Source organism: Falsibacillus pallidus (assembly GCF_003350505.1).
Taxonomy (GTDB): Bacteria; Bacillota; Bacilli; order Bacillales; family DSM-25281; genus Falsibacillus; species Falsibacillus pallidus.
The window spans coordinates 12,314-35,960 of sequence record NZ_QQAY01000010.1; the positions used below are offsets into that span (position 1 = coordinate 12,314).

Below are 23,647 nucleotides of genomic sequence, written 5' to 3' on the forward strand. Positions count from 1 at the left end.
CCCATTTTTATGGTTTAGCCTTTTACCTCCCGGGTATATATGTACTATAACAATTGACACGGATGACACGGAAAAACACATTAAAAAAGGAGATGCTTAACATGTTTGATAATCAAAAGGCAGAAGCTAAGATGAAGGTAGACTTTAAAGATGTTGTTTGGATGAGTACAGGCGTGACGATCATCCTTGGATTAATGGGAATTTTCGTAGGAATGTAATCAGCTACATATCAGAATTAAGAAAAACAGGGAGTTCGCCTCTCTGTTTTTTTGCGTTTTCCCTCCTTCAGATAGTATATAATGGTAAAAAAGCAACTTTTAAAGGACGGGAATTCTGTGAAAATCAAAATTATTATTGCGGATGATAATTCTTTCATTCGGGAGGGGATGAAGATCATTCTTTCCACGTATGAAGAGTGTGAGATCCTTGCTACCGTTGATGACGGGAAGGAGGCTGTGGACTTTTGCCTTGCCAATGAGGTGGATGTGGCCCTGCTCGATGTCCGGATGCCGAACATGAACGGAGTGGAGGCGACGAAGCTGATCAGTGAACAGACGATGGCCAAGCCGCTCATCCTTACCACATTTGATGATGATGAATACATATTGGACGCCGTGAAAAATGGGGCAAAAGGCTACCTCCTGAAAAATACAGATCCAGAACGAATAAGGGATGCCATCAAAAGTGTACATAATGGGAATACGGTCATGCAGGATGTGGTGCTTGATAAAATCAGGGCCAACCTGCAGGAAGCCAAGGCTATAGAGCCAGAGTCGAAGATTGATAGAAGTATGTTCACGGAGCGGGAAATCAGCATCATGGAGCAGATTGCCAAGGGGCTGTCCAATAAGGAAATCTCCAAGACGCTTTATATCTCAGAGGGGACCATCGCCAACTATATTTCGACGATCCTATCAAAGACGGGCCTCGAACATCGGACGCAGATTGCCATCTACTATCTGACGGGAAAAGGGAAGTAAAGGGCTATGTCTATGGATGTCTGGCTGATTTTCAATAAATTGTTCATCTTGCTGTTTATCATGTTCAAACTGGTTCAATCCAAGGAAGAGAATTTATCGTGGGTAGTGTTCGCCCTCTTGCTTTATGTGTGCATCAATCTGGCAGTTTATATTGTGAAAAACACGAAAGCCATTCAAGCCGGGCATGTTCTTTCATTGCTTGTTGCTGCAGGTGCCGCACATGAAGTGCATCCTTCCATTATTTTTTTGCTGCCTGTGAATCAGTTTGAACTGTTAAGCTATTATACGGAGAAGAAATGGCCATTGTTATTAGGTGCTGCTATTCCGATTCTTTTTTTGCATTCATCAATCTGGGTGGACTATGGATTCATTGCAGGAGTCAGTTTCCTATTTTTTGAGGGGATGTGTACAGCTGCGGAAAAGTTGAGAATCTACGATCAGGAATTGGATGCCAAGCGGGCTGCCCTTCAGAAAATGACCAAAAATATGAATGACAGCAATGAGTTCCTGAAGCAGTCCCAATACACCGTGAAGCTGGAGGAGCGAAACCGCATATCGCAGGAAATCCACGATAACATCGGACATGCCATGACGGGGGCCCTTATTCAAATGGAAGCTTCCAAGCGCCTGATTGCAACGGATCAAACAAAAGCCGTCGAGCTTCTGCAAAATGCGATTCACATTTCCAAAGAAGGCATTGAAAAAATCCGATTGACGTTAAAAGACATGAAGCCGCCTGTGGAGCAGATGGGGATTCACCGGATCAAGCTGCTGCTTGATGAATTTGCTGCAAAGAATGATGTGCAGACCGTTTTTGTCCATAAAGGCAACATTGATTTGATCACACCCATTCAATGGAAAGTGATTCATGAGAATGTGTATGAAGCATTGACAAATATGCTGAAATATTCCCGTGGCACTGCGGTTTCCATTGATCTGAATGTGTTGAATAAATTCATCCGCTTTGAAGTGAAGGATAATGGAAAAGGTGCGGAAAAGGTGAAAAAGGGCCTCGGGATCATGGGGATGGAGGAACGGACGGCTGCTGTGAAAGGGACGATCATCGTCGATGGCAGCAGCGGATTCTCTGTAACGACGCTCCTGCCGCTCGAATGAAGATTCTCATAAATGAAAAGTGAATATTCTCATATGAAAAGGGTGAACTCTTGCACTGCCGGGGAGTTCCCCTTTTTTTTATAATGAGAACATAAAGAACTTAGGGGTGGAAAAATGAACGTTTTAGAAATCAATAACTTAACGAAGAAATTTGGGGACTTCATCGCAGTTGACCATATGTCATTAAACATCAGGGAAGGGGAAATCTTCGGATTCCTCGGTTCGAACGGGGCAGGAAAAAGCACGACCATCAATATGATTGCAGGACTTCTGCAGAGCAACGATGGCGACATCGAAATCCTCGGGAAAAATATCCGGAAACACAAGAAGTTCGCCAAGATGAATATTGGGATGGTGCCGCAGGATCTCGCCATCTATGAAGATCTCACTGCCTACGAAAATGTCAGGTTCTTTGCCGGACTGTACGGACTCCGCGGCCAGGAATTAAAGGATCGAGTGGAAGAGGCCCTTGAATTCGTCGGCTTAAGCGATAAGCATAAAAGCTATCCGAAAAACTTCTCCGGCGGGATGAAGCGCCGTTTGAATATCGCCTGCGCCATCGCCCACAGGCCATCGATCATCATCATGGATGAGCCAACAGTCGGAATTGATCCACAGTCAAGGAACTACATCCTAACATCGGTGAAAAAACTGAACGAAATGGGATGCACCATCATTTATACGAGCCACTACATGGAAGAGGTCGAGGAAATTTGTACGAAAATCGCCATCGTCGACCACGGGAAAGTCATTGCGGAGGGAACGAAGGAGCAGCTGAAATCCATCATCACTGATACAAAGGATGTCTGGATCGAAGTAAAGTCTGCCGAGAACCTTCCATTGGAAGATCTGAAGAAAATCCACGGCGTGAACACTGTGCAAATCGAAGATAACATGATTAAAGTCAATTCCGATACAGGCATCAATAATTTGAACAGCATCATCGGCTTCCTCATCAACAACGGTTTCGAAATCCGATCACTGGATGAGCAGGAACCGAATTTGGAAACGGTCTTTTTAACATTAACAGGAAGAAATTTAAGAGACTAAAGGAGGCGGAATGCAAAGTGAATATTCTCAATATTGCTCTAAAAGAATTCAAAACAATCTTCAGGGATGTCCGGACATTTTCATTTATGCTGGCGTTTCCCATTGTGCTCATGCTTGTACTGGGTACGGCTTTATCCAGTGCCTTCGATAAAAAAATTTCCGTCGATGATATCCGCGTCCTTTACAAAGATAACAGCACAGGAATGGCTTCTGAATCATTCCAGCAGTTTGCCGGTGCAATGAAAAAAGAAGGAATCGAGTTCAAGAAAATAAAGTCCGGTATGGACGGGAAGAAAGAAGTCAAACAAGGGAACTACGAAGGATATGTGGAGTTGAACGACAACGGCATCACCCTTTATGAAAATGACCGGGCAAGCATTGAAGGATCCATGATTAGCGGTGCCCTTTCCTCGTATGCCGGAAAGTACAATGCCGCGGCGGAAATCAGCAAAGTGGACCCAAGCGGGATCTCAACTGTCATGGCCCCATCCAAGGATGACTATATCAAGGAGTCTTCCTTGAAATCGGACCGCCAAGTCGGATCGATGGATTATTATGCAATTGCGATGACTTCCATGATTGCCATGTATTCAGCCATAAGCGCTAGTACGCTCATTCGGGGCGAGAGGGTAAGAAATACGGCAGACCGCCTGCTTGCTTCACCGGTTTCAAAAGGGGAGATCTTCCTTGGAAAACTGTTGGGCTGCATTGCGGTGAACGGAATCTGCATCCTGGCCGTCATGGCATTTAGCAAATATGTCTTTAAAGCAAATTGGGGTGACCACCTTGGACTTGTCATACTTATACTTCTATCCCAAGTTGTTTTCGCCATCAGTCTGGGGCTCGGCTGCAGTTTCCTTATGAAAACGGGTGCAAGCACTCGCAGCTTTCTCACACTTTTTATCCAGCTTTCCTCATTCTTCGGAGGCGCTTATTTTGTCATCGAAGGAGATGGATTCCTGCACTTTTTATTAGAATTATCCCCGATTACATGGGTAAGGGAAGGGCTTAATCGAGCGATTTACATGAATCAGTTCGATGGTGCCTATCATGCCATGATGCTTAATTTCGGCCTGGCTGCTGTCCTGCTTTTATTGACAGTCACAGCCATGAGAAGAAAGGAGAGGCTGTAAATGAAAGAACTTCTTTGGCTCATCCGACATACGTTAAAGGTTACGTTCAATACGAGACGCAGTTTCATCATCTATTTTGGGATGCCGCTGATTGGAATCCTGATTGCCTTCGCGGCGTATGGAGGTTCAAACGTACAAACCATCCATATCGGAATCGCCAGCCAAGATCGAGGAGAAGCTTCTTCAGGAACCATCTCCTTTTTGAAAAATATTGATCATGTAAAAGTTACAGAGATTAAGGATTCTGCCATCGCTGATCAAATTTCATCCGGAAAGCTGGATGTTGTGATCAAAATTGACGAAGGTTTCACTCAGAGCCTGATGGACGGAAATCCATCCGGCATCCAAATGGTGTCCATTAAAGGGGCGCAGGTCACTTCGTTTATCAAAGCGTACTTGTATCAGTATTTGGATAATGTCGCAGCCATCGGAAAAACGGCTCATGGCGATCAAAAGGCATTTCATGAGATGTATGCTAACTACCAGAAGGAAAACTTCAGCATGAAGACCGTTTCCTTGAAGGACCTTTCGAAAAATCGGGATATGACGTCCCAAACAATTGGATTCTTGCTGATGTTCCTCCTGATGTCCGCAGGCAACCTGTCCGAAATCATATTGAAGGAAAAAGAAAACAGAACGTACTTCAGGCTGCTTTCCACACCGATCAGTGCCAGGAAATATGTGCTTTCCAATATCTTGGTCAATATGATCATCATGGCTGTTCAAATCTCCTTTACGATTTACATGATGAATAACGTCTTCCATATCGAGACCAATATGGCGTTCGGAGAAATGCTGTTCATTCTTCTTGTCTTTGCCCTTGTCGCAGTAGGGTTGGGATTGATTATCGTCGCATTCACGTCCAGCACGGCTTCTTTCGGGGCGCTGCAAAACTTCCTGGTCATCCCGACCTGCATGCTCTCAGGCTGCTTCTGGCCGGTTGCCATCATGCCGGATGCTGCGCAGAAAATCGCAGAATTCCTGCCGCAGCACTGGGCACTATCAGCCATCGATAAGCTGCAAAAGGGCATCAGCATCGGAAGCATCTATTTGAACATCTTGATCCTATTGGCATTCGCTGCAGCTTTCTTCCTTGTTGCCATCTATCGCTTTGGCCGAAACAACAATGCAAGAAACTTCATTTAAGTGTGAATCTTAACCCGTCTATTCAGGCGGGTTTTTGTTTGTACATATGGGTGGGGTGGGACAAGGAACCTGTCCCTGTGTCCCATTTTTCTGAAAATATTGACATAATGCGAAGGTGCAAATTATACTTTTTATAAACTGACTAGTCGTTTTTGCGAAGGGGTAGCAACTTATGAATCTAATAAATGTTAATCAAACAGAAATTGCTGTATTTGAATACAGCCATAAAGGGGAGCCGGTTGTTCTCCTTCATCCTGGGGGAATCTTTGCATCATTTGTGTGGAAGGATACGGCTGAATTATTAAAAGAGAATTATCATGTAATCGCAATGGACCTTCGGGGACACGGGGCATCGGGAAAACCGGAAACAGGATATGAACTGGAGAATCTGGCAAAAGATATAGTAGAGGCCATAAAGGCAATGGGAATTGAGAAAGCCCATTTCATCGGGAACTCGCTCGGAGCCGAAACGGCGCTTGTGCTTGCCGCGAAATTCCCTGCATATGTCCGTTCGTTGACGCTGGTGGATGGAGGCATGCTCAACTTGATCGGTCCGAATGGTGAAAGGGAAGGGACCAAAGAAGAACTTGTGAAGGAAAGGCTTGAGCGTCCATATCCGGAGTTTATTTCGAAAGAGGATTTTGTTTATTTTGCAAAGGAGCATTGGCAGGAGTTCGCCAAGATTGCCCATCAAATTCCACTGTATAATCTCCCGAATGGGACCGTCACGTTCCAGCAAAACAATGAAATCGCTGCACAACTGCTGGCTGCAGGATGTGATATTGATATCCCGTCACAATATGAGGGCCTCACATGTCCGGTCTTATTCATGCCAGCCGAGAAGGAAGAAAGGCTGGAGTGGAAGCTTAAATTGATTGAGGCAAAAAGTGCCTCTCTTCCATACTCAAAAACTGTCATTCTCCCGGAAAGCACCCATTTGATGATGATGAATCAGGGCAGGGAAATCGCAGAGGCAGCACAGGCATTTTATCAGGAACTGCAAGAGAAATGTCCCCAATGACGGATTTATTTCTCCGAAAAAGCCTCTTACAGCCATAAAAAATTGAATAGAAAATTACATGGCTGAAATCGCGGCACGATGGCATATGGCGGGAAAGGGGCCAAGTAGAGACCTTGCCCCTTTTGCATTTCATTGATTGCAAAATTGGTCTTCACCGCATATAATTTGAGTGTAGGAATCATAGGGTTCTTACTTTTTTTACAATAAAAGTTTGCTTCGGGAAACATTTTTATACTAAGGAAAATGCTTGTTTCATTTAAACATAGCTATTTTTACGTTGAAATCGGTTCGGGTTTTAACATTAATCTTTACGGAAATAGTCACCATATAAAAGGGGAAATACTTCATGAAAGACAGAACAATTGAAAGGAAAGATCTTACGTCGTCGGCTGCAGCGGTACTCAGCGGGAAGACGAAAGGGTGGAAAAGGGTGCTGCCGTTTCTTGGCCCTGCCTTCGTAGCCTCCGTCGCCTATATCGATCCGGGGAATTTCGCGACCAACATTGCAGCGGGCTCAAGATACGGTTATTTATTGCTTTGGGTCATCTTATTTTCTAATTTAATGGCTATTTTGATCCAGACGATGTCTGCCAAGCTTGGGATTGCCACAGGCAGAAACCTGTCTGAAGTGGCCAGGGATCGTTTTCCGTTCCCGGTCCGGATTTTCCTTTGGATCCAGGCGGAGATCGTCATCATCGCAACGGATTTGGCAGAGTTTATCGGAGCGGCCCTCGGACTTTATCTACTCTTTGATATCCCGATGATTGCCGCTGCTCTGATTGCGGCAGCCGGGTCGTTCGCCATCCTCGAGCTTCAAAGAAGGGGGCTCCGCTCTCTGGAGGCAGGCATCACGGGAATGGTGCTCATTGTTGTCGTTGCCTTTGGTATACAGGTATTCATCTCAAGACCGGAAGCGGGACCGCTTGTTGCCGGATTATTGACGCCAAAGTTTGAAGGAGTCGACAGCATCCTGTTGGCGGCAGGGATTTTAGGGGCTACGGTCATGCCGCATGCCATCTATCTTCACTCTGCCTTGACCCAAAAAAGGGTGGTCGGCACAAACGACTCGGAAAAGAAAAAGATCTTCCGATTTGAATTTGTCGACATCATCATTGCCATGGCCTTGGCTGGCGTGATCAATGCAAGCATGCTGATTGTAGCGAGTGCGTTGTTTTTCCAAAATGGATTGGATGTATCCGACCTTGATGTAGCATTTCAAAAGTTTGGCGAGTTGATCAGTCCGTTTTCTGCCCAATTATTCGGAATAGGTTTATTGGCTGCAGGGCTATCCAGTTCAACTGTAGGTACACTCTCCGGCGACGTCGTGATGCAGGGGTTCATCCAAAAAAGGATTCCGATTTATCTGCGCCGATTCATCACCATGCTGCCGCCGCTCGTCATCATCATTTTAGGCGTCAATCCGACGCATGCACTCGTACTGAGCCAAGTGGTGCTCTCATTCGGGATTGCTTTCGCCCTTGTACCGCTCATTCTTTTCACCAGCGACCGCAAGCTGATGGGAAGCCTCGTCAATGCAAAATGGACCACGAACATTGCATGGGTCATTGCAGGGGTCATCATTGTGCTGAATATATTCCTGCTGACGCAGAGCTTATAAAAACATTTGCGAAAAAAGAGTATGAATCCTTCTATGGGATTTGTACTCTTTTTTTGCAGAAAAGGGCCTTTTTCAAAAAGATTGCCTGCGTCTTCAGCTGTTTATATAATGGGGAAGGAATATTAAATGATAATAGATAAAAAGTGCTTCATCGAAGGGAAGAGACACATTTGGTTTGGATTGCCGTTTTGATTTTTATCGCCACTCTCACACTGGTCATCTGGCAGCCCCGAAACCTGGGGATTGGGTGGTCGGCATGCGGAGGAGCGCTTTTGGCTTTGGCTGCCGGGGTTGTATCTCTGCATGATGTCGTAGAAGTGACAGATATAGTTTGGAATGCGACGCTCACGTTTATTGCACTCATCATCATTTCGTTAATTTTAGATGAAATTGGATTTTTTGAATGGGCGGCTTTGCATATGGCGCGCCTGGCCGATGGAAACGGGAAGAAAATGTTCCTCTATGTCACATTCCTCGGTGCTGTCGTTTCAGCCTTTTTTGCCAATGACGGCGCTGCGCTTATTTTGACCCCGATCGTGTTAGCCATGGTCAGGGCGCTCAATTGGAAAGACAAGATGCTCCTGCCATTCATCATGGCGAGCGGGTTCATCGCGGATACCACATCATTGCCGTTTACCATCAGCAATCTGGTGAATATCGTTTCGGCCGACTACTTCCATATCTCCTTTTCGGAATATGCCTCAAGGATGATCATTCCGAACTTATTCAGCCTAGCGGCAAGTATGGCGGTCCTATATTTGTTGTTTAAAAAATCGATTCCCGCTTCTTATGACGCTTCCCAAGTGAAAAAGCCTGCAGAAGCGATCAAAGACAAAGATCTGTTTATCCTGTCCTGGATTGTGCTGGCCGGCTTGCTCATCGGGTACTTTTCCAGCGGCTTCTTTCATGTCAAAGTCAGCTTCATTGCAGGGGCCATCGCCATTGTCTTTTTGCTCATGGCAAGAAGGAGCCAGGCGGTGCATGTCCGCAAAGTCATTAAAGGGGCTCCGTGGGCCATCGTCTTTTTCTCCATTGGGATGTATGTTGTTATCTATGGACTGCGGAATGTCGGATTGACCGACTTGTTGGCGGATGTCCTGGAGGGTGCTGCTCACCACGGATTGTTTGCATCGACTATGGCGATGGGCTTCCTGGCCGCGGTTCTATCATCCGTCATGAATAATTTGCCGACGGTCCTTATTGATGCGCTGGCCATCACGGACGCTCATGCATCAGGGGTGATTAAAGAGGCGATGATCTACGCCAATGTCATCGGGTCGGATTTGGGTCCAAAAATGACGCCGATTGGTTCCCTCGCAACTTTGTTGTGGCTGCATGTATTGAAGGGCAAAGGAGTCAAAATTACATGGGGCTACTACTTCAAAGTGGGGGTCATCCTGACGCTCCCAGTGCTGTTCATCACATTGGCCGGCCTATATCTGTGGCTGCTGCTCCTATCATAAACTTGAGTTTGAAACCGGTTCTGCCTTTATTGGCGGGCCGGTTTTTTTGCATTCGACAAAAATCGGGGCGTGACTGTGCTCTCCCGATTTTATCCACCTTCCACAATTCCACAAAAAATAAAGTTTAGTTTAAAACTGGAGTGGTATGGAACATATTATTAAGGGTTTGTAATGAGGAAGGGAGGAGCGGCTTTGTATAAAAGGTTTTTGCCTGTTTTTTTAATATTCATGATTGCAGCGCTTTCCGGCTGCAGCGGGATTGATGTGTTGGATCCAAAGGGGCCTGCTGCCCGCGAGGAATTTGATTTGTTTCAGCTCACCATTTACTTGATGCTTCTCGTGCTGGCAACGGTCTTTATTTTGTTTTTCTATTTTTTATGGAAATATCGCATCACGCCGGAGAGAAAGAATCATATTCCGAATGGACCTTCCGGGAATAAGAAGCTGGAAATCACCTGGACGGTCATTCCGATTGTGATCCTGATCATCATCGCCATTCCTACGGTGAAGAGTACATATCATTTATCAGATGCAGCAGATGCTAAGAATCTCCAAGGGAAAACGGTCATTGAAGTGACGGCCCATCAGTTCTGGTGGGAATTTCATTATTTGGATGGGGACATCAAGACTTCGGATGTTCTGCACATCCCCACAAACCAGGATGTGGTGCTGGTGATCCGGTCGGATGACACGATTCATTCCTTGTGGGTGCCGCAGCTCGGAGGCAAGATGGATGCGATTCCAGGCAAAACGAATCGATTATGGGTGAAAGCGGATGAACCAGGCAGCTATGAAGGAAAGTGTGCAGAACTTTGCGGAGCAGCGCACGCTTATATGCTGTTTACCGTGAAAGCAGAGTCGAAACAAGACTTTCAAAAGTGGAAGCAGGCTATGAAGCAAAAAGAAAGCGGCAACCAAAAGACGGAAAGTGCAGCTGCCGGCGAAAAGGTATTTAAAAAGAATTGCTTGTCCTGCCATGCCGTCAATGGAAGCGGTGAAACCATCAGCCGTGGGAATGCTCCGAATTTGACCGGCTTTGCAGACCATGACCGGATTGCGAGCGTACTTCCGAATACGAAAGAAAATATTGTGAAATGGATTAATGATCCCAAGAAATATAAGCCTGGTACAGAAATGCCATCTTTCAAACACCTTTCCGCGAAGGAGAAAGAGGAGCTGGCAGAGCACGTTCAGAGCTTAGAGCTTGATGGAATCAGTGGAAAAGGAGATGGCGGTCATGGATCTTAAATACACGCTATGGGGGAAAAAGATAACCTTCCCTTCAGATATTTTGGCTGCTGACATGTCTATCCTCCTCTTTTTATTGATCGGCGTGGGATTGCTCACTTATTTTAAGAAATGGAAGTGGCTGTGGGGCTGGCTGACAACCACCCATCACAGCAAAATAGGCATTCTCTATTTGACTGCTGGAGGGGCTTTCTTTTTAAGAGGGGGTCTTGATGCCTTGATCATGAGGGTCCAGCTCGCCCTTCCGGAGAATCAATTTTGGGTTTTCCAAGGGGAAAAATACAACCAGATGATGACGACCCACGGCACCACGATGATATTCTTCGTGGCCATGCCACTATTGATTGGACTCATGAATGTGGCTGTTCCTTTACAGATTGGCGCGAGGGATCTTGCTTTTCCTTATTTGAATGCGCTCAGCTTCTGGCTGTTTTTTGCAGGCGGGTCTCTTGTAAATATCAGCTTTATCCTAGGGGGATCTCCGACTGCAGGGTGGACAGCATATGCCCCTCTTGCTTTGAAGGAGTTTTCGCCAGGGCCGGGAAATGACTACTATGCCCTCGGTCTGCAGATTGCGGGAATCGGTACGCTGCTGACGGCCATCAATTTCCTTGTGACGATCTTGAACAAGCGGACGAAGGGGATGACGCTCACCCGCATGCCTTTGTTCACGTGGTCGACCCTTGTCACTTCTCTTCTTATTTTATTTGCTTTCCCTGCACTGACTGTCGCTCTTTTATTGTTATCTTTCGACAGGCTGTTCGGGACAAGCTTTCTGTCAGCTGATGCAGGAAACGCATTGATTTGGCAGCATTTGTTTTGGATATTTGGGCATCCGGAGGTCTACATATTGATTCTGCCCGCATTTGGGATTTTCTCCGATGTCATCAGCACCTTTGCCAAAAAGAAGCTTTTTGGATATACCTCGATGGTTTTTGCCATCGTTCTTATCGGGTTCTTAGGATTTATGGTGTGGGTGCACCATATGTTCACAGTGGGGCTTGGTCCTGCATCCAATGCGATTTTTGCCATTTCGACGATGTCGATTGCCGTCCCGACAGGAATTAAAGTGTTCAATTGGCTGTTCACGTTGAAGGGCGGAGTGATCCGATTCAATACCGCCATGCTTTATGCACTCTCTTTCATCCCGACGTTCGTGATGGGCGGGGTGACCGGCGTCATGCTTGCAGCGGCGCCTGCAGACTATCAATACCATGACAGCTACTTCGTTGTCGGACATTTTCATTATGTCATCGTCGGAGGGACTATCTTAGGGATTTTCTCAGGGCTTTATTACTGGTGGCCGAAGATGTTCGGGTTCCTTTTGGATGAGAAAAGGGGAAAATGGCAGTTCTGGCTGTTTGCCATCGGGTTTCATCTCACATTTTTCCCGATGCACATCATGGGATTAATGGGCATGCCGAGAAGGGTGTACACATACCTTGAAGATAGTGGCCTCGGCACGTTGAATATGATCAGTACGATCGGGGCTTTCCTGATGGGACTGAGTGTTCTTTTCTTTATTTATACGGTTTATTGGAGCTGCAGAAACGGCGTGAGAGATGCATCAGGAGATCCATGGGACGGGCGGACGCTCGAATGGGCAATACCGTCTCCGCCGCCGGAATACAATTTTGCCAGAAGACCGTTTGTCAGGGGAGTTGATGCTTTTTGGAAAGAAAAGATGGAGGGCGACGGAACATTTCAGCCTGCTGAAAAACTGAAGCCGATCCATATCCCGCCTTCCAATGTCCAGCCGATGATACTGAGCGGTATTTTCTTTATGACAGCGTTTGGGTTCATTTTTGACTGGAACCTGGTGAAAATCGGGGGAGGAATATTGATTCTCGGGATGCTCATCTGGCGCTCCTTCACTGATAAAGGCGGACATTTCATCACCGCAGAAGAATTGGCAGAGCGGGAAGAAAGGAAGGGGGGCCGATGATGGAGACAACTCAAACCGGGTCATCCCCTCTACAGGAGATGCAAAGGGAAAAAGCCAAAGACAAAGTGCTGGCGATGTGGTTTTTCATTTCAGCAGAAGTGGTGATATTCGGCGGATTATTCGGCGTCTATCTGACATTGAAAAGTCATACGGGGTCCGGTCCATCGCCGGAGGGTCTTTTTGAACTGAAAGAAACGGCGGTATCAACGATTGTCCTGCTCTCAAGCAGCTTCACTTGTGCCATGGCTGGTTATTTTCTTCAGGGGAAAACTAAGAAGAAAATGATCCTCATGCTGCTTTTTACGCTTCTTTTGGGGATGGGATTCCTTGGATTGGAAATAAAAGAGTTTTTAACGTATGTGGAAAAAGGGTATAGGATAACGGATAGTTCTTTTTTAGCATCTTTTTACCTTTTGACAGGCACCCATGGAAGCCACGTTCTGGCAGGCTGCATCTGGATGCTCGTCCTGCTTTTTCATCTGCTCAGAGAGGGCTTGAATGAAGATACTTCCTTGAAAATAAAGGTCTTCAGCCTTTATTGGCATTTTGTTGATGTCGTTTGGGTCTTTATTTTCACCGTCGTTTATTTATTTGGAAAGGCGGGGTGACGATGGAAGGGGGAAAAAGAACGAAAGTGACCTATTATGTATCTTTTGCCTTGATGATTCTTTTTACGGCCATTGCCTTTTATTTGGTGATGGATTGGAGATTGCAGCTTGGGCCGGTCGTTCTGAAGTGGATTTTGATCGGGATGGCGGTCGTCCAGGTTTTCCTGCAGCTGTTCATCTTCATGCATGCGGGGAAAGGTCAGAAAATGTACCGCATGATTGCGCTTGCAAGCGGGGGAATGGTAGCCGCATTGGCCATATTATTTCTCTGGCTTTTAAATTAATTTAAATAAAATAGAAAGGAAGAGTGAAGAAATGACAGTAGCTTCCTATATATTAGTAGGGTTAGTAGTTTTAATCATTATCGTTCCGCTAGTAATATTCGGAATCATTTGGTTGAAAGACGAGAAGCAGGAGGAGCATTCCGTTCTGAGGAACTATCCGGTCCTTGGGAAAATGCGCTATATCCTGGAGAAAATCGGTCCTGAGCTAAGGCAATATTTATTTCATAATGATAACGAAGCAAGGCCATTCTCCAGAAGGCAATACCAGGATACGGTCATTTCGGCCAAGTATAAAAATAGAATGATGGGATTCGGATCTGAGCGGGATTTCGACGGGCCAGGCTACTATGTGAGAAATGCGATGTATCCTGTGCAGCGTGATGAACTGAAGGTCGACAACGAGAAAAAAATCAGGACGAAGATTTATAAGATTGATAAAGACAATCTGTTCAGAAGGCAGGAGCACCGTGAATATACAGAAGCGGATCCCTTTTATCTCCGCGATGATGATGCGATCGTCATTGGCGGCGACACTTGCCGCAAGCCATTTAAAGTGAAGGGGTTTGTCGGGCAGTCTGCCATGAGCTACGGCGCCCTTGGTGAAAAAGCGATTACCGCTTTGTCCACTGGATTGGGGATGGCCGGCGGTACATGGATGAATACAGGGGAAGGCGGTTTGTCCCAGCATCATTTAAAAGGCGGCGTCGATATCATTTATCAAATCGGTCCCGGATTATTTGGTGTAAGGACAAAGGATGGAGAATTCTCTTGGGAAGAATTTAAACGAAAAAGCGAGATTGAGGAAGTCAAAGCGTTCGAACTTAAATTTGCCCAAGGCGCCAAAACGCGCGGCGGCCATGTCGATGGTTCTAAGGTGACGCCGGAAATCGCTGAAATCCGTAATGTGGAGCCATGGAAAACAGTGGACAGTCCAAACCGCTTCCGACAATTCAATAACAACCATGAGATGTTTGAGTTCATTGAAAAGCTTCGCGAAATTGGCGGCAAGCCTGTCGGGATCAAAATTGTCGTTGGTAATTTAGACGATCTCGAGGCCTTTGCAAAGGATATGAAGGAATCTGGAAAAGGTCCTGATTTCATTACGGTTGATGGTGGAGAAGGCGGTACCGGTGCTTCTTTCCAAGAGCTTGCCGATGCTGCGGGGCTTCCGATCCGAGCTGGACTTCCACTCGTACATGACATGCTTACGAAATATGGCGTGCGCGACCGTGTGAAAATTTTCGCATCAGGGAAGCTGTTGACTCCGGATAAAATTGTCATGGCAATGACGATGGGAGCGGACTTAGTGAATATTGCCCGCGGGTTGATGTTTTCAGTTGGATGCATCCAAGCACAGGTGTGCCATACGAATAACTGTCCTGTCGGGGTGGCAACGACAGATCCGAAGCTTCAGCGTGCGTTGATTGTCGAGGAGAAATCCTTCCGTACGTGCAACTATCTCCTTTCCTTAAGAGAAGGGGTGTTCAATCTGGCTGCGGCAGCAGGGATCGATACACCGACTAAATTTGAGAGAAAGCATCTCATCTATAAAGATGAGTTTGGAAGAGTGTATCCTGTTGACGATTTATTCAAGCAGGCCGAAGTGATGAAAATGGTTTCGGGATGAAAAAAAGCACCTATCCTACTGAATGATTAGTAGGATAGGTGCTTCTTTGTGTCTAAGCATCCTGTTTTTCATCTTCCTCTTTTACTCCGAGTTCCAATAGAACGCTGGAGCCTGCAGTGACGGTTGGGTCTGTTGTGCGATTCATAGAATCAATCCGGTTTGCATTGATGATGACAACCGGGGATTCGATGGGCACGCTTTTTTGATGAAGAGCGTCCAAATCGAAACTGATCAAGAGGTCTCCTCCCTTGACTTTATCTTTTTCCTCTACATGGACCTCGAAGCCTTTTCCCTCGAGTCTTTCAGTATCCTGGCCAATCTGAACAAGGATTTCAATCCCAGATTCTGTTTGTAGGGAGATGGCGTGCTTTGTAGGGAATACCTGGATGACCTCCCCGCTGCATGGAGCAACGAGCTTGCCTTCTTCAGGAATGACCGCTATACCTTTTCCCATCATCCCATTTGCAAATTTAGTTTTCTTTACATCTTCCAGTGGAAATGGCTTCCCCGTAAAGGGAGAGAGTACATTTAATTGTGCCGTCATCCTTATCACCTCAAAATTAGCATTTACCAATGAAATACCCTTTCTGGAATGAGCCTAATCTGTTTTTTTGAAAATAGAGTCGGTGTGGAAAAATTTGTCGAAAAGATTGGCTTCAAAGAAGGGAATTAAGGAGAAAAGGGAGAATTGATTGGCAGGGGGAATGGACTTGAAAACCAAATATAAAATAGGCTTGTTTTTTATAGGGACTGGTTTGGCTTTTTTTATTGCCTTTTATCTTATAAATCTATTTAATGAACTGAAGCTGAATGAAAATGGCTGGAGCCGCAGTGTGAATCTTGGCGTGGCGGCAAGCCATAAACGGGTATTTGCGACTGAAGAAACCGGGGAATGGAAAGTCTACGGTGCCAATGAAAATAAACTGCAGACTGGTACATTGACGGAAAGCAATTTTTCAATGAAACAGGGGACAGTGAAAGGACTTGAATTAAGCCCTTATAATCCATTTTGGGTTTCGTCCGATGGCGGGACCGTCTATTATTTAAAAAATAAAGAGTTGATCCGAAAAGATGACGCAAAAGAAGACACGGTTGCCCGCAATGTCGATCAGCTTTTCACAAGCCAGAAATTGCTGATTCTTTCAGGAGAATATGGCGTCTTTTTAGTGAAGACCGAATCTGGGGAATTGGATCCTCTCATGGATGCTGCAGCAGCCAAAAAAGTGAAGATGGCTGCCTTTGATCCGGAATCTGCTTCTTTCCTCATCGCAACTGATGAAGGAGGAAATAATTATACGTTTACGTATTTCCTTCCGGATGGAGATGGATATAAACCGGTTAGCATGAGTGTTTCAGCATACTCCACTGCAGTATTGTCGAATGTGGAAGTGGCGAAGGACAATGAGATGGTCCATATTATTTATTCGACGATCATCAAGGAAGGCGGTGGGCGGAATACGGCCAATTATTATGCGGTATTTCCGGTTGAAAAACCGCCAGTTCATTTAGAAGGGATCGAACTCGATATTTATGAGAAGCATGGACTTCCGATAGATAAAATGGAGGAATTTCAATTTTATCAAAATAATGGGGAACTCCAGCTTTTATTTCATGCAGAAGGTCCTTTGAAAAAAGGAAGAACGAATGTAAATATGTATGAAGCACACCTCGAGAAGGGACTTTGGAAGGCTGGCCGCATCAGCACCCACTATGCGCAAGCCATGCAGCCGCTGTGGTATGACGGGGAAAGTGCAGGGTGGATGGCTTTTGACGGCGAAAAGTATGAAATTTGGGCAGCGAGCAGAAATAAGCAGGTGATAGAGGCGAATGAACACATCAGGAAATCGGATGTCATGCGGGCGCTCGAAGATACGTTTACATTCGCAACGAGCTCATTCGTCTTCCTTCTGTTCTGCTTGATTCTTCTCATTCCGGCCATCGTGATGATCTGCATTTCGTTCTTTTTTCGAATCCGAAATGGCAAGTGGCTGTTTTACCTTTCCATTCTCATGGTGTTTGGCTTATTATTCGTCCTCTTGAAAAAGACTATGACGGATCAGTTTCTGTTCATGGCGCCAGATTTCATGAAAACGGATGCCAGCCGAATCTGGCTGCCGGCCATCATCAGCATACTGGCGGCGGGAGGATATAGACTCACGAGAAATGAAGACTGGGAAGACGAAGGAAAAGTGTTTTATTTTGTAGGGGTCATTTCCTGGATCGCAGCATTGATTGCTGGACCATATATTATTTAAAAATCGGAGGATTAGAATCATGGACTATCGTGTGTTGACTTCAGAAGATGCAGAAGAATATTTGAGGATCCGGCTGGAAAGCTTGAAGCTGAATCCGGAAGCATTTGCTTCCAATTATGAGGACAAAGTTGCAGAGGAAGATGCCTTGAACAAGACCGCCATCCGGCTGAAGCCGACCAACTTTTCTTTCACCATGGGGGCATTCGACGGGGATGCCCTTGTCAGCGTCGTAACATTTATGAGGGAGTCTCCCAGCAAGATGATGCATAAAGGCTCTATTTTCGCCGTCTTTACTACCCCAAGCTACAGGGGGAAAGGAATTGCCAAAGCCCTGTTCAAGGAGTTATTGAAGAAGCTGGACGAAGTGGAAGGGCTCGAGCAGATTATGCTCACGGTCGTTTCATCCAACCAGTCCGCGGTCAAATTGTATGAATCGCTGGGGTTCGAGAGCTTCGGGACAGAGAAAAATGCCATGAAGGTAGACGGCAGTTATTATGATGAAGACTATATGATGATGTTTTTGAAATAAATTGAATGGAAACGCCCTGGAGAAGCGAAAATTGTGCCTTCTCCAGGGCGTTGTTTTTTTATTTTCAATTATAGTAGTCCCAATCCCCGCACAATCTGTGCTACAGCAAACGTGACAATCAGCGCGATGCCTGTTGGAATGGCAAATGCAGCAAACGTCCATTTTTTGCTCTTTGTTTCCTTATAAATGTTGATGAGCGTCGTACCACATGGGAAGTGAAGGAGGGAGAACAGCATCATATTCAGCGCTGTCAGCCAAGTCCAGCCATGATCGAGAAAAATTTGCTTTAGTGAATTTAAATCATCTACCTCCGTTAAGGCGCCGGTTGAGAGGTATCCCATCAGCAAGATGGGAAGGACGATTTCGTTGGCGGGAAGTCCGATGATGAACGCCATCAGGATATAGCCGTCCAAACCAATCATTTGAGCGAAGGGATCCAGAAAGTTGACAAAATGCATCAAGATGCTCGCATCACCGATATAGATGTTGGCAAGCACCCAGGTGGCGACGCCTGCCGGGGCAGCCACTTTGACGGCGCGCATCAAAACACTCCACGACTTATCGATGCTTGAACGTACGATTGTATTGATGATTTTTGGACGTCTATACGGAGGGAGTTCCAGTGTGTAATGGGTAGGAATCCCTTTCAAAGCCGTTTTGGATAATATCCAGGATACGGATAGCGTAACCACTATGCCAAACACGACCATTCCGACTACGACACCAGCAGTTACAAGCGTTTCAAAACCGCCTGTGTATCCTGCAGCCATGAACAGGGAAGCAAGCAGAATGAGCGTCGGCCATCTTCCGTTGCAAGGAACAAAATTGTTCGTTAAGATCGCCAGCATCCGTTCCCGTGGAGATTCGATGATTCTTGTAGACATGATGGCAGCGGCGTTGCAGCCGAATCCCATTGCCATCGTCAATGACTGCTTTCCATGTGCACCGGATTTTTTGAACAGCCGATCCATATTGAAAGCCACACGAGGCAAATAGCCGTAATTTTCGAGTAAGGCGAATATAGGAAAGAAAATGGCCATCGGCGGGAGCATAACGCTCACGACCCATGCCGTGCCTCTGTATAAGCCCAGTACTAAAATTCCGTGCAGCCATTCAGGTGCATGAATATATTGGAACCCTGCGGTTAAATATCCTTCCACCCAGCCGAAAAATTGAGCGAGCATGGAGGATGGAACGTTGGCGCCGGCGATGGTCAAATAAATCACAACGGCCAGCATGGCGAGCATAATCGGGAAGCCGAAAATCGGCGAGGTGAAAATCTTATCGAGTTTTTCGTTTCTCTTTCCTTTATCCATGCTTGATGCCGAAACAGCTGCTTTGCATATTTGGCGGGTGTTCCGGAAAATCAGGCCGACCATCTCATCGCGTGTATGGCTGTCTGCCAAGCTGTTGGCTTCAAGGACAAGGCTGTCAAAATCTTTATATTTGGATGCTAAGTGATGATCCATGTGAAAGCCCCCTTTTATTCGGTGCAGAAATTCTCTGTTTCAATTCATTGATCAATCCTTCATCGCCGTCAAGGAGCCTGAGGGCAATCCAGCGGGCAGGATATTCATCGTGGAAGATTTCCTTGATCTTCGGTTCCAGCTTCATTACCTTTTCCTCGATTTCCTTCGAATATTGCACGCTGATTGGAATAGTTTGGATATCACCATTTGCCATAGCGTTGATGGCATCGAGGAGCTCGGTGATACCTTCTTTGTTTCGAGCGGAAATCTTCAGGACGGGCACACCTAATTTTTTGCTCAGCAATTGCTCGTCGATTCGAATTCCCTTTTTTCTTGCTTCATCCATTAAATTAAGGCAGACAATGACATTGGATGTCATTTCAATGACCTGCAGGGCCAAGTTTAAATTTCGCTCCAGGGAAGTCGAATCCAATACGACAAGGGTGACGGCGGGCTTTTCAAAAATGATATAATTCCGGGCCACTTCTTCATCGGCTGAGTTTGAAAAAAGGGAGTAGGTGCCGGGCAGGTCAATCATGCGGTACGACACCCCTTTATGCTGGAAAAATCCTTCTGCATGGATGACCGTTTTCCCCGGCCAGTTGCCGGTGTGCTGCTTCAATCCTGTAAGGAGATTGAACAAGGTGCTTTTTCCGGTATTCGGATTGCCTGCGAGTGCAATGGTGACTTCATTTTGATGTTCCATCAGTGATCAACTCCCCTAAGATTTTTGAGCTCTCTTCCTTCCTGAGAGCGATGGTTGTATCGCTCACATGAAAAGCAACCGGATCTCCTAAAGGGCTTCTTTGAAGGACTTTGATTGTGTTCTCCGGAACAAACCCCAAATCCAATAATCGTCTTCGCATCGTGCCCTCCAAGTGGAGCTTCTTAATGATAAACAAATCTCCAGTTCCTGCTTCGCTAAGAGGGACCAGCTTCAATGACTCCATGTGTTTTCACTTCCTCTAATAATTTTAGACCGAATCATAAAAGTTGCACTAAACCAACTTCCATCTTTGACAATATCCTATGCGCTTAAACTCAAAATGTCAACAAAGAAAATTCGTGTAGTAACAAGTGGGGTGACAGTCGAGCCTCGATTATTGTCGAATAAAGAAAGCCTTTGACTGCGCACGTTTTTTTTACTACAATCATAATATGAGCATATATTCATATAGGAGATATCCAAAAAGTTAGGGAATACTATTTTGAGTTAATGGATGGACATCAGATTCCATTTTTTCATATCAATAAACACAATCTAGAGAAAGAATCATTTTTCGGGAGGGAAGGACATGGCTGAATATAAAATACAGGGGCTTTCCTGTGCGAACTGTGCACGGGAGATGGAAGAAGAAATCAATCGCCTTGAACATGGCGAAGATGCCAAGATTTTATTCAACAGCAGCAAGCTTGTCATAAATGATCAAATCGATCGAAAACGTGTAGAGAAAATTCTTGCATCCGACGGAGCGCGGCTCGTTGTGGACTCCGGTGATGAACACGGGAAAGTGGATGGCCACGCCCACCACCATGATCATTCCCATGCAAATGGAGACAACTTGAAAATCCTGATTGGGTTGTCTGTCATCTTTTTTGCTTCTGCGATCTATATCGACTACCAATGGCATGATTTTGTCGCTATCATTTTTTACCTGGTGGCAGCTGCATTGAGTGGGTATAAGACATTCGTGAAAGGGATCAAGAACCTTTTTCGACTCAAATTCAATATCGATACGCTCATGACCATTGCGCTGGCAGGTGCGTTCGGGATCGGTGAATGGCGGGAAGGAACGATCGTTGCCATTCTGTTCGGAATCAATGAATACCTCGAAGGGCTTGGAATGGAAAAAGCAAGACGTTCCATGGAGGCGCTGTTGAAAGTAGCACCGAAAGAAGCCATTTTGTATGAAGGCGGGAAAGAAAGAGTGGTTTCCATTGAGGAACTGCAGGAAGGCGATATTGTCCTCGTTAAGCCCGGCGGCAAAATCCCTTCAGACGGATTGATTTTCGAAGGAATCAGTTCCGTCAATGAAGCTGCGATCACAGGGGAATCAATGCCGGTGGAAAAATTCGCAGGAGAGTCTGTCTTCGGCGGAAGCATCAATAATGAAGGTGTATTGAAAGTTAAAATTACAAAAGCCTATAAAGATTCATCTCTTTCAAAAATCCTTCATCTTGTAGAAGAAGCGCAGGAAACGAAGACACCGACGGAACAATTCATCAACCGTTTTGCACGCTACTATACACCAATTGTAATGATCATTGCCGTCATTGTGATGGTTGTACCACCGTTATTTTTCAATGGAGACTGGGGAAGCTGGTTCTACCAAGGGCTTGCCGTCCTTATTGTCGGCTGCCCATGTGCTTTGATCATTTCGTCGCCGATTGCCATCATTTCAGGAATCACCCGAAACGCCAGACATGGAATTCTGGTCAAAGGCGGTGTATTCCTGGAGAAGCTTGGTAAAATTGAGGCCATTGCATTTGATAAGACAGGGACGCTGACAAAAGGAAAGCCTGCCGTCGAGCAAATGAAGGTATATGATGAAGCATCCTTCTTGAAAATTGCCGGAAGCATCGAGAAGAATTCTTCTCATCCAATTGCTGATGCCATCATGAGGAAAGTTTCTGAGCAGGAAACATCTTTCGCAGAGCCAGACCATATCCAAACTATTGCCGGCCAGGGAGTAATTGCTACTATTGAGGGCCGAGAATACCGTGTCGGGAACGAAAAAACATTAGAAAACCTGCAAGTGCCGCAAGAAGTTCAGTCCGATATCGATGCGATGAAACAACAAGGATATACACTAGTCGTGGTTTCGGATGAAACACGTGTACTTGGGATGTTCGGATTGACAGACGAACTTAGAGAAGAAAGCAAAGAGACGATTCACCAGCTGAACAGCATGGGTATCAAAACCATCATGCTGACAGGGGATCACAGCAAGACCGCTGAAAAGGTAGCCGATACGGTTGGTTTAACAGACTATTACGGCGACCTTCTTCCAGATGAAAAGGTAAACAAAATTAAAGAATTGACAGCGCGTGGAAAAACGGCCATGATCGGCGACGGAATCAATGATGCACCTGCCCTTGCCATTGCTGACCTCGGAATTGCGATGGGAAAAGGAACCGATAGTGCCATCGAGACGGCAGATATCGTCCTCATGCAGGACCATCTCGGCAAACTGCCATCAGCCATTTCCATTGCCAAGAAGGTTAATCGCGTGATCAAATTGAACATCTCGCTTGCCCTTGCTTTGAAGCTGATTGCCCTCTTGTTGACGATACCTGGTATGCTGACGTTGTGGATTGCCATACTATCCGATATGGGCGCCACCATCCTGGTCACCCTCATCAGCTTGACCGTCATGATTGATCGGAAAAAATAGACATGAACAGATGCTGGGTGCGAAGGCCCGGCATCTTCTTTTATTGCAAGAAATGTCTAAAAGTGATAAAATCCTCCGAAATACTTCTGAGAGAATAGGTGATGGAACATGGGTGTGCATAATTATTTTAAGAGTTTATCAGATTTGGAAAAGCTTCTCCGCTGTCCGGGGAAATTTAAATATCATGAACATTCAGTTGCCAGCCACTCTTTTAAAGTGACGAAGATTGCTCAATTTCTTGGTACTGTCGAGGAGAAATATGGTCATGAAGTGGACTGGCGCTCTTTGTATGAAAAAGCGCTGAACCATGATTATGCAGAGCTTTTTACAGGGGATATCAAAACACCGGTGAAATACGCTTCAAAAGAACTAAGGGAGTTATTTAGCCAGGTGGAAGAAGAAATGGCAAAGAAATTTATCGAAAGAGAGTTTCCTGAAGAATATCAAGCCATTTATCTCGAACGATTCAAGGAAGGTAAAGATGATACGCTGGAAGGAAAGATCTTATCCGTAGCCGATAAAATTGACCTTTTATATGAATCATTCGGGGAGATTCAAAAAGGAAATCCGGAGCCGCTCTTCCTGGAAATCTATCAGGAAGCCCTTCAGACTATCCTGCGGTTCAAGGAAATGGACAGTGTCCAGTACTTCCTGACAAGCATTTTGCCGGACATGCAGCATGAACGTTTCATTGAGCAGAGTGAATTGAATATCATCACAAATCAAATGATCAAAGATGCGTTGAAAGGCTAGTACGAAA

General features: G+C 45.7%; 21 protein-coding genes. 17 read left to right on the forward strand and 4 right to left on the reverse strand.

Annotated features, from left to right (window positions below; translation table 11 throughout):
* The first annotated feature begins 299 nt into the window (after nt 1-299).
* The 13 genes from DFR59_RS14005 (at nt 300) to DFR59_RS14065 (ending at nt 15,239) form a co-directional block, all read left to right on the forward strand.
* The gene (locus DFR59_RS14005) at nt 300-980 is read left to right on the forward strand and encodes a response regulator transcription factor (RefSeq protein ID WP_114746295.1); all 681 of its coding nucleotides are present in this window, start codon (nt 300-302) and stop codon (nt 978-980) included.
* A 12-nt stretch (nt 981-992) separates the two neighbouring features.
* On the forward strand, nt 993-2,096 hold the full coding sequence (locus DFR59_RS14010; protein ID WP_114746383.1) for a sensor histidine kinase: 1,104 nt from the start codon (nt 993-995) through the stop codon (nt 2,094-2,096).
* A gap of 114 nt (nt 2,097-2,210) precedes the next feature.
* Nucleotides 2,211-3,146, forward strand: coding sequence for an ABC transporter ATP-binding protein (locus DFR59_RS14015; protein ID WP_114746296.1), 936 nt, complete (start codon nt 2,211-2,213; stop codon nt 3,144-3,146).
* Nucleotides 3,147-3,163: 17 nt separating this feature from the next.
* Entirely contained in the window at nt 3,164-4,279 is a 1,116-nt protein-coding gene (locus DFR59_RS14020; RefSeq protein WP_114746297.1) for an ABC transporter permease, read from the forward strand.
* Nucleotides 4,280-5,425 carry an ABC transporter permease gene (locus DFR59_RS14025; RefSeq protein ID WP_114746298.1) on the forward strand — a complete coding sequence of 382 codons (1,146 nt, stop codon included), beginning with the start codon at nt 4,280-4,282 and terminating at the stop codon, nt 5,423-5,425. It abuts the gene before it with no gap.
* 172 nt (nt 5,426-5,597) lie between these two features.
* Nucleotides 5,598-6,446, forward strand: a complete 849-nt coding sequence (locus DFR59_RS14030) for an alpha/beta fold hydrolase (protein ID WP_114746299.1) — start codon at nt 5,598-5,600, stop codon at nt 6,444-6,446.
* Nucleotides 6,447-6,792: 346 nt separating this feature from the next.
* The gene (locus DFR59_RS14035) at nt 6,793-8,064 is read left to right on the forward strand and encodes an Nramp family divalent metal transporter (protein ID WP_114746300.1); all 1,272 of its coding nucleotides are present in this window, start codon (nt 6,793-6,795) and stop codon (nt 8,062-8,064) included.
* A gap of 170 nt (nt 8,065-8,234) precedes the next feature.
* Nucleotides 8,235-9,527, forward strand: a complete 1,293-nt coding sequence (locus DFR59_RS14040) for an arsenic transporter (protein ID WP_114746301.1) — start codon at nt 8,235-8,237, stop codon at nt 9,525-9,527.
* A gap of 192 nt (nt 9,528-9,719) precedes the next feature.
* Nucleotides 9,720-10,775: a cytochrome c oxidase subunit II gene (gene coxB, locus DFR59_RS14045; RefSeq protein ID WP_158538394.1), complete on the forward strand. Its 1,056-nt coding sequence runs from the start codon at nt 9,720-9,722 to the stop codon at nt 10,773-10,775.
* On the forward strand, nt 10,765-12,720 hold the full coding sequence (ctaD, locus tag DFR59_RS14050) for a cytochrome c oxidase subunit I (protein ID WP_170137282.1): 1,956 nt from the start codon (nt 10,765-10,767) through the stop codon (nt 12,718-12,720). Before coxB ends, ctaD begins: the two co-directional genes overlap by 11 nt.
* Entirely contained in the window at nt 12,720-13,328 is a 609-nt protein-coding gene (locus tag DFR59_RS14055; RefSeq protein ID WP_211318564.1) for a cytochrome c oxidase subunit 3, read from the forward strand. Before ctaD ends, DFR59_RS14055 begins: the two co-directional genes overlap by 1 nt.
* A 2-nt stretch (nt 13,329-13,330) precedes the next feature.
* Complete coding sequence (locus tag DFR59_RS14060; protein ID WP_114746304.1) at nt 13,331-13,612, forward strand: cytochrome C oxidase subunit IV family protein; 282 nt, start codon at nt 13,331-13,333, stop codon at nt 13,610-13,612.
* 31 nt (nt 13,613-13,643) lie between these two features.
* Complete coding sequence (locus DFR59_RS14065) at nt 13,644-15,239, forward strand: FMN-binding glutamate synthase family protein (RefSeq protein WP_114746305.1); 1,596 nt, start codon at nt 13,644-13,646, stop codon at nt 15,237-15,239.
* Nucleotides 15,240-15,291: 52 nt separating this feature from the next.
* Here DFR59_RS14065 and DFR59_RS14070 read toward each other — a convergent pair whose 3' ends face one another.
* Nucleotides 15,292-15,783 (reverse strand): PTS sugar transporter subunit IIA, encoded by a 492-nt coding sequence (locus tag DFR59_RS14070; protein ID WP_114746306.1) that lies wholly within the window; start codon nt 15,781-15,783, stop codon nt 15,292-15,294.
* Between the two features lie 166 nt (nt 15,784-15,949).
* On the opposite strand from DFR59_RS14070, the gene DFR59_RS14075 reads away from it, so the two are divergent.
* Nucleotides 15,950-17,494 carry a hypothetical protein gene (locus DFR59_RS14075; protein WP_147278277.1) on the forward strand — a complete coding sequence of 515 codons (1,545 nt, stop codon included), beginning with the start codon at nt 15,950-15,952 and terminating at the stop codon, nt 17,492-17,494.
* Between the two features lie 19 nt (nt 17,495-17,513).
* Nucleotides 17,514-18,023 (forward strand): GNAT family N-acetyltransferase, encoded by a 510-nt coding sequence (locus DFR59_RS14080; RefSeq protein WP_114746308.1) that lies wholly within the window; start codon nt 17,514-17,516, stop codon nt 18,021-18,023.
* Nucleotides 18,024-18,091: 68 nt separating this feature from the next.
* On the opposite strand, the gene DFR59_RS14085 is transcribed toward DFR59_RS14080, so the two are convergent.
* Genes DFR59_RS14085 through DFR59_RS14095 form a run of 3 tightly spaced genes read right to left on the reverse strand, consistent with a single transcriptional unit; the run spans nt 18,092 to nt 20,442 of the window.
* Nucleotides 18,092-19,492: a nucleoside recognition domain-containing protein gene (locus DFR59_RS14085; RefSeq protein ID WP_114746309.1), complete on the reverse strand. Its 1,401-nt coding sequence runs from the start codon at nt 19,490-19,492 to the stop codon at nt 18,092-18,094.
* On the reverse strand, nt 19,464-20,198 hold the full coding sequence (locus DFR59_RS14090; protein WP_114746310.1) for a FeoB small GTPase domain-containing protein: 735 nt from the start codon (nt 20,196-20,198) through the stop codon (nt 19,464-19,466). Before DFR59_RS14090 ends, DFR59_RS14085 begins: the two co-directional genes overlap by 29 nt.
* Nucleotides 20,182-20,442, reverse strand: a complete 261-nt coding sequence (locus DFR59_RS14095; protein WP_114746311.1) for a FeoA family protein — start codon at nt 20,440-20,442, stop codon at nt 20,182-20,184. Before DFR59_RS14095 ends, DFR59_RS14090 begins: the two co-directional genes overlap by 17 nt.
* A 345-nt stretch (nt 20,443-20,787) precedes the next feature.
* Between DFR59_RS14095 and DFR59_RS14100 the strand changes: the two genes are divergently transcribed.
* On the forward strand, nt 20,788-22,887 hold the full coding sequence (locus DFR59_RS14100) for a heavy metal translocating P-type ATPase (RefSeq protein ID WP_114746312.1): 2,100 nt from the start codon (nt 20,788-20,790) through the stop codon (nt 22,885-22,887).
* Nucleotides 22,888-22,995: 108 nt separating this feature from the next.
* Nucleotides 22,996-23,640: an HD domain-containing protein gene (locus DFR59_RS14105; protein WP_114746313.1), complete on the forward strand. Its 645-nt coding sequence runs from the start codon at nt 22,996-22,998 to the stop codon at nt 23,638-23,640.
* The last annotated feature ends 7 nt before the right edge of the window (nt 23,641-23,647 follow it).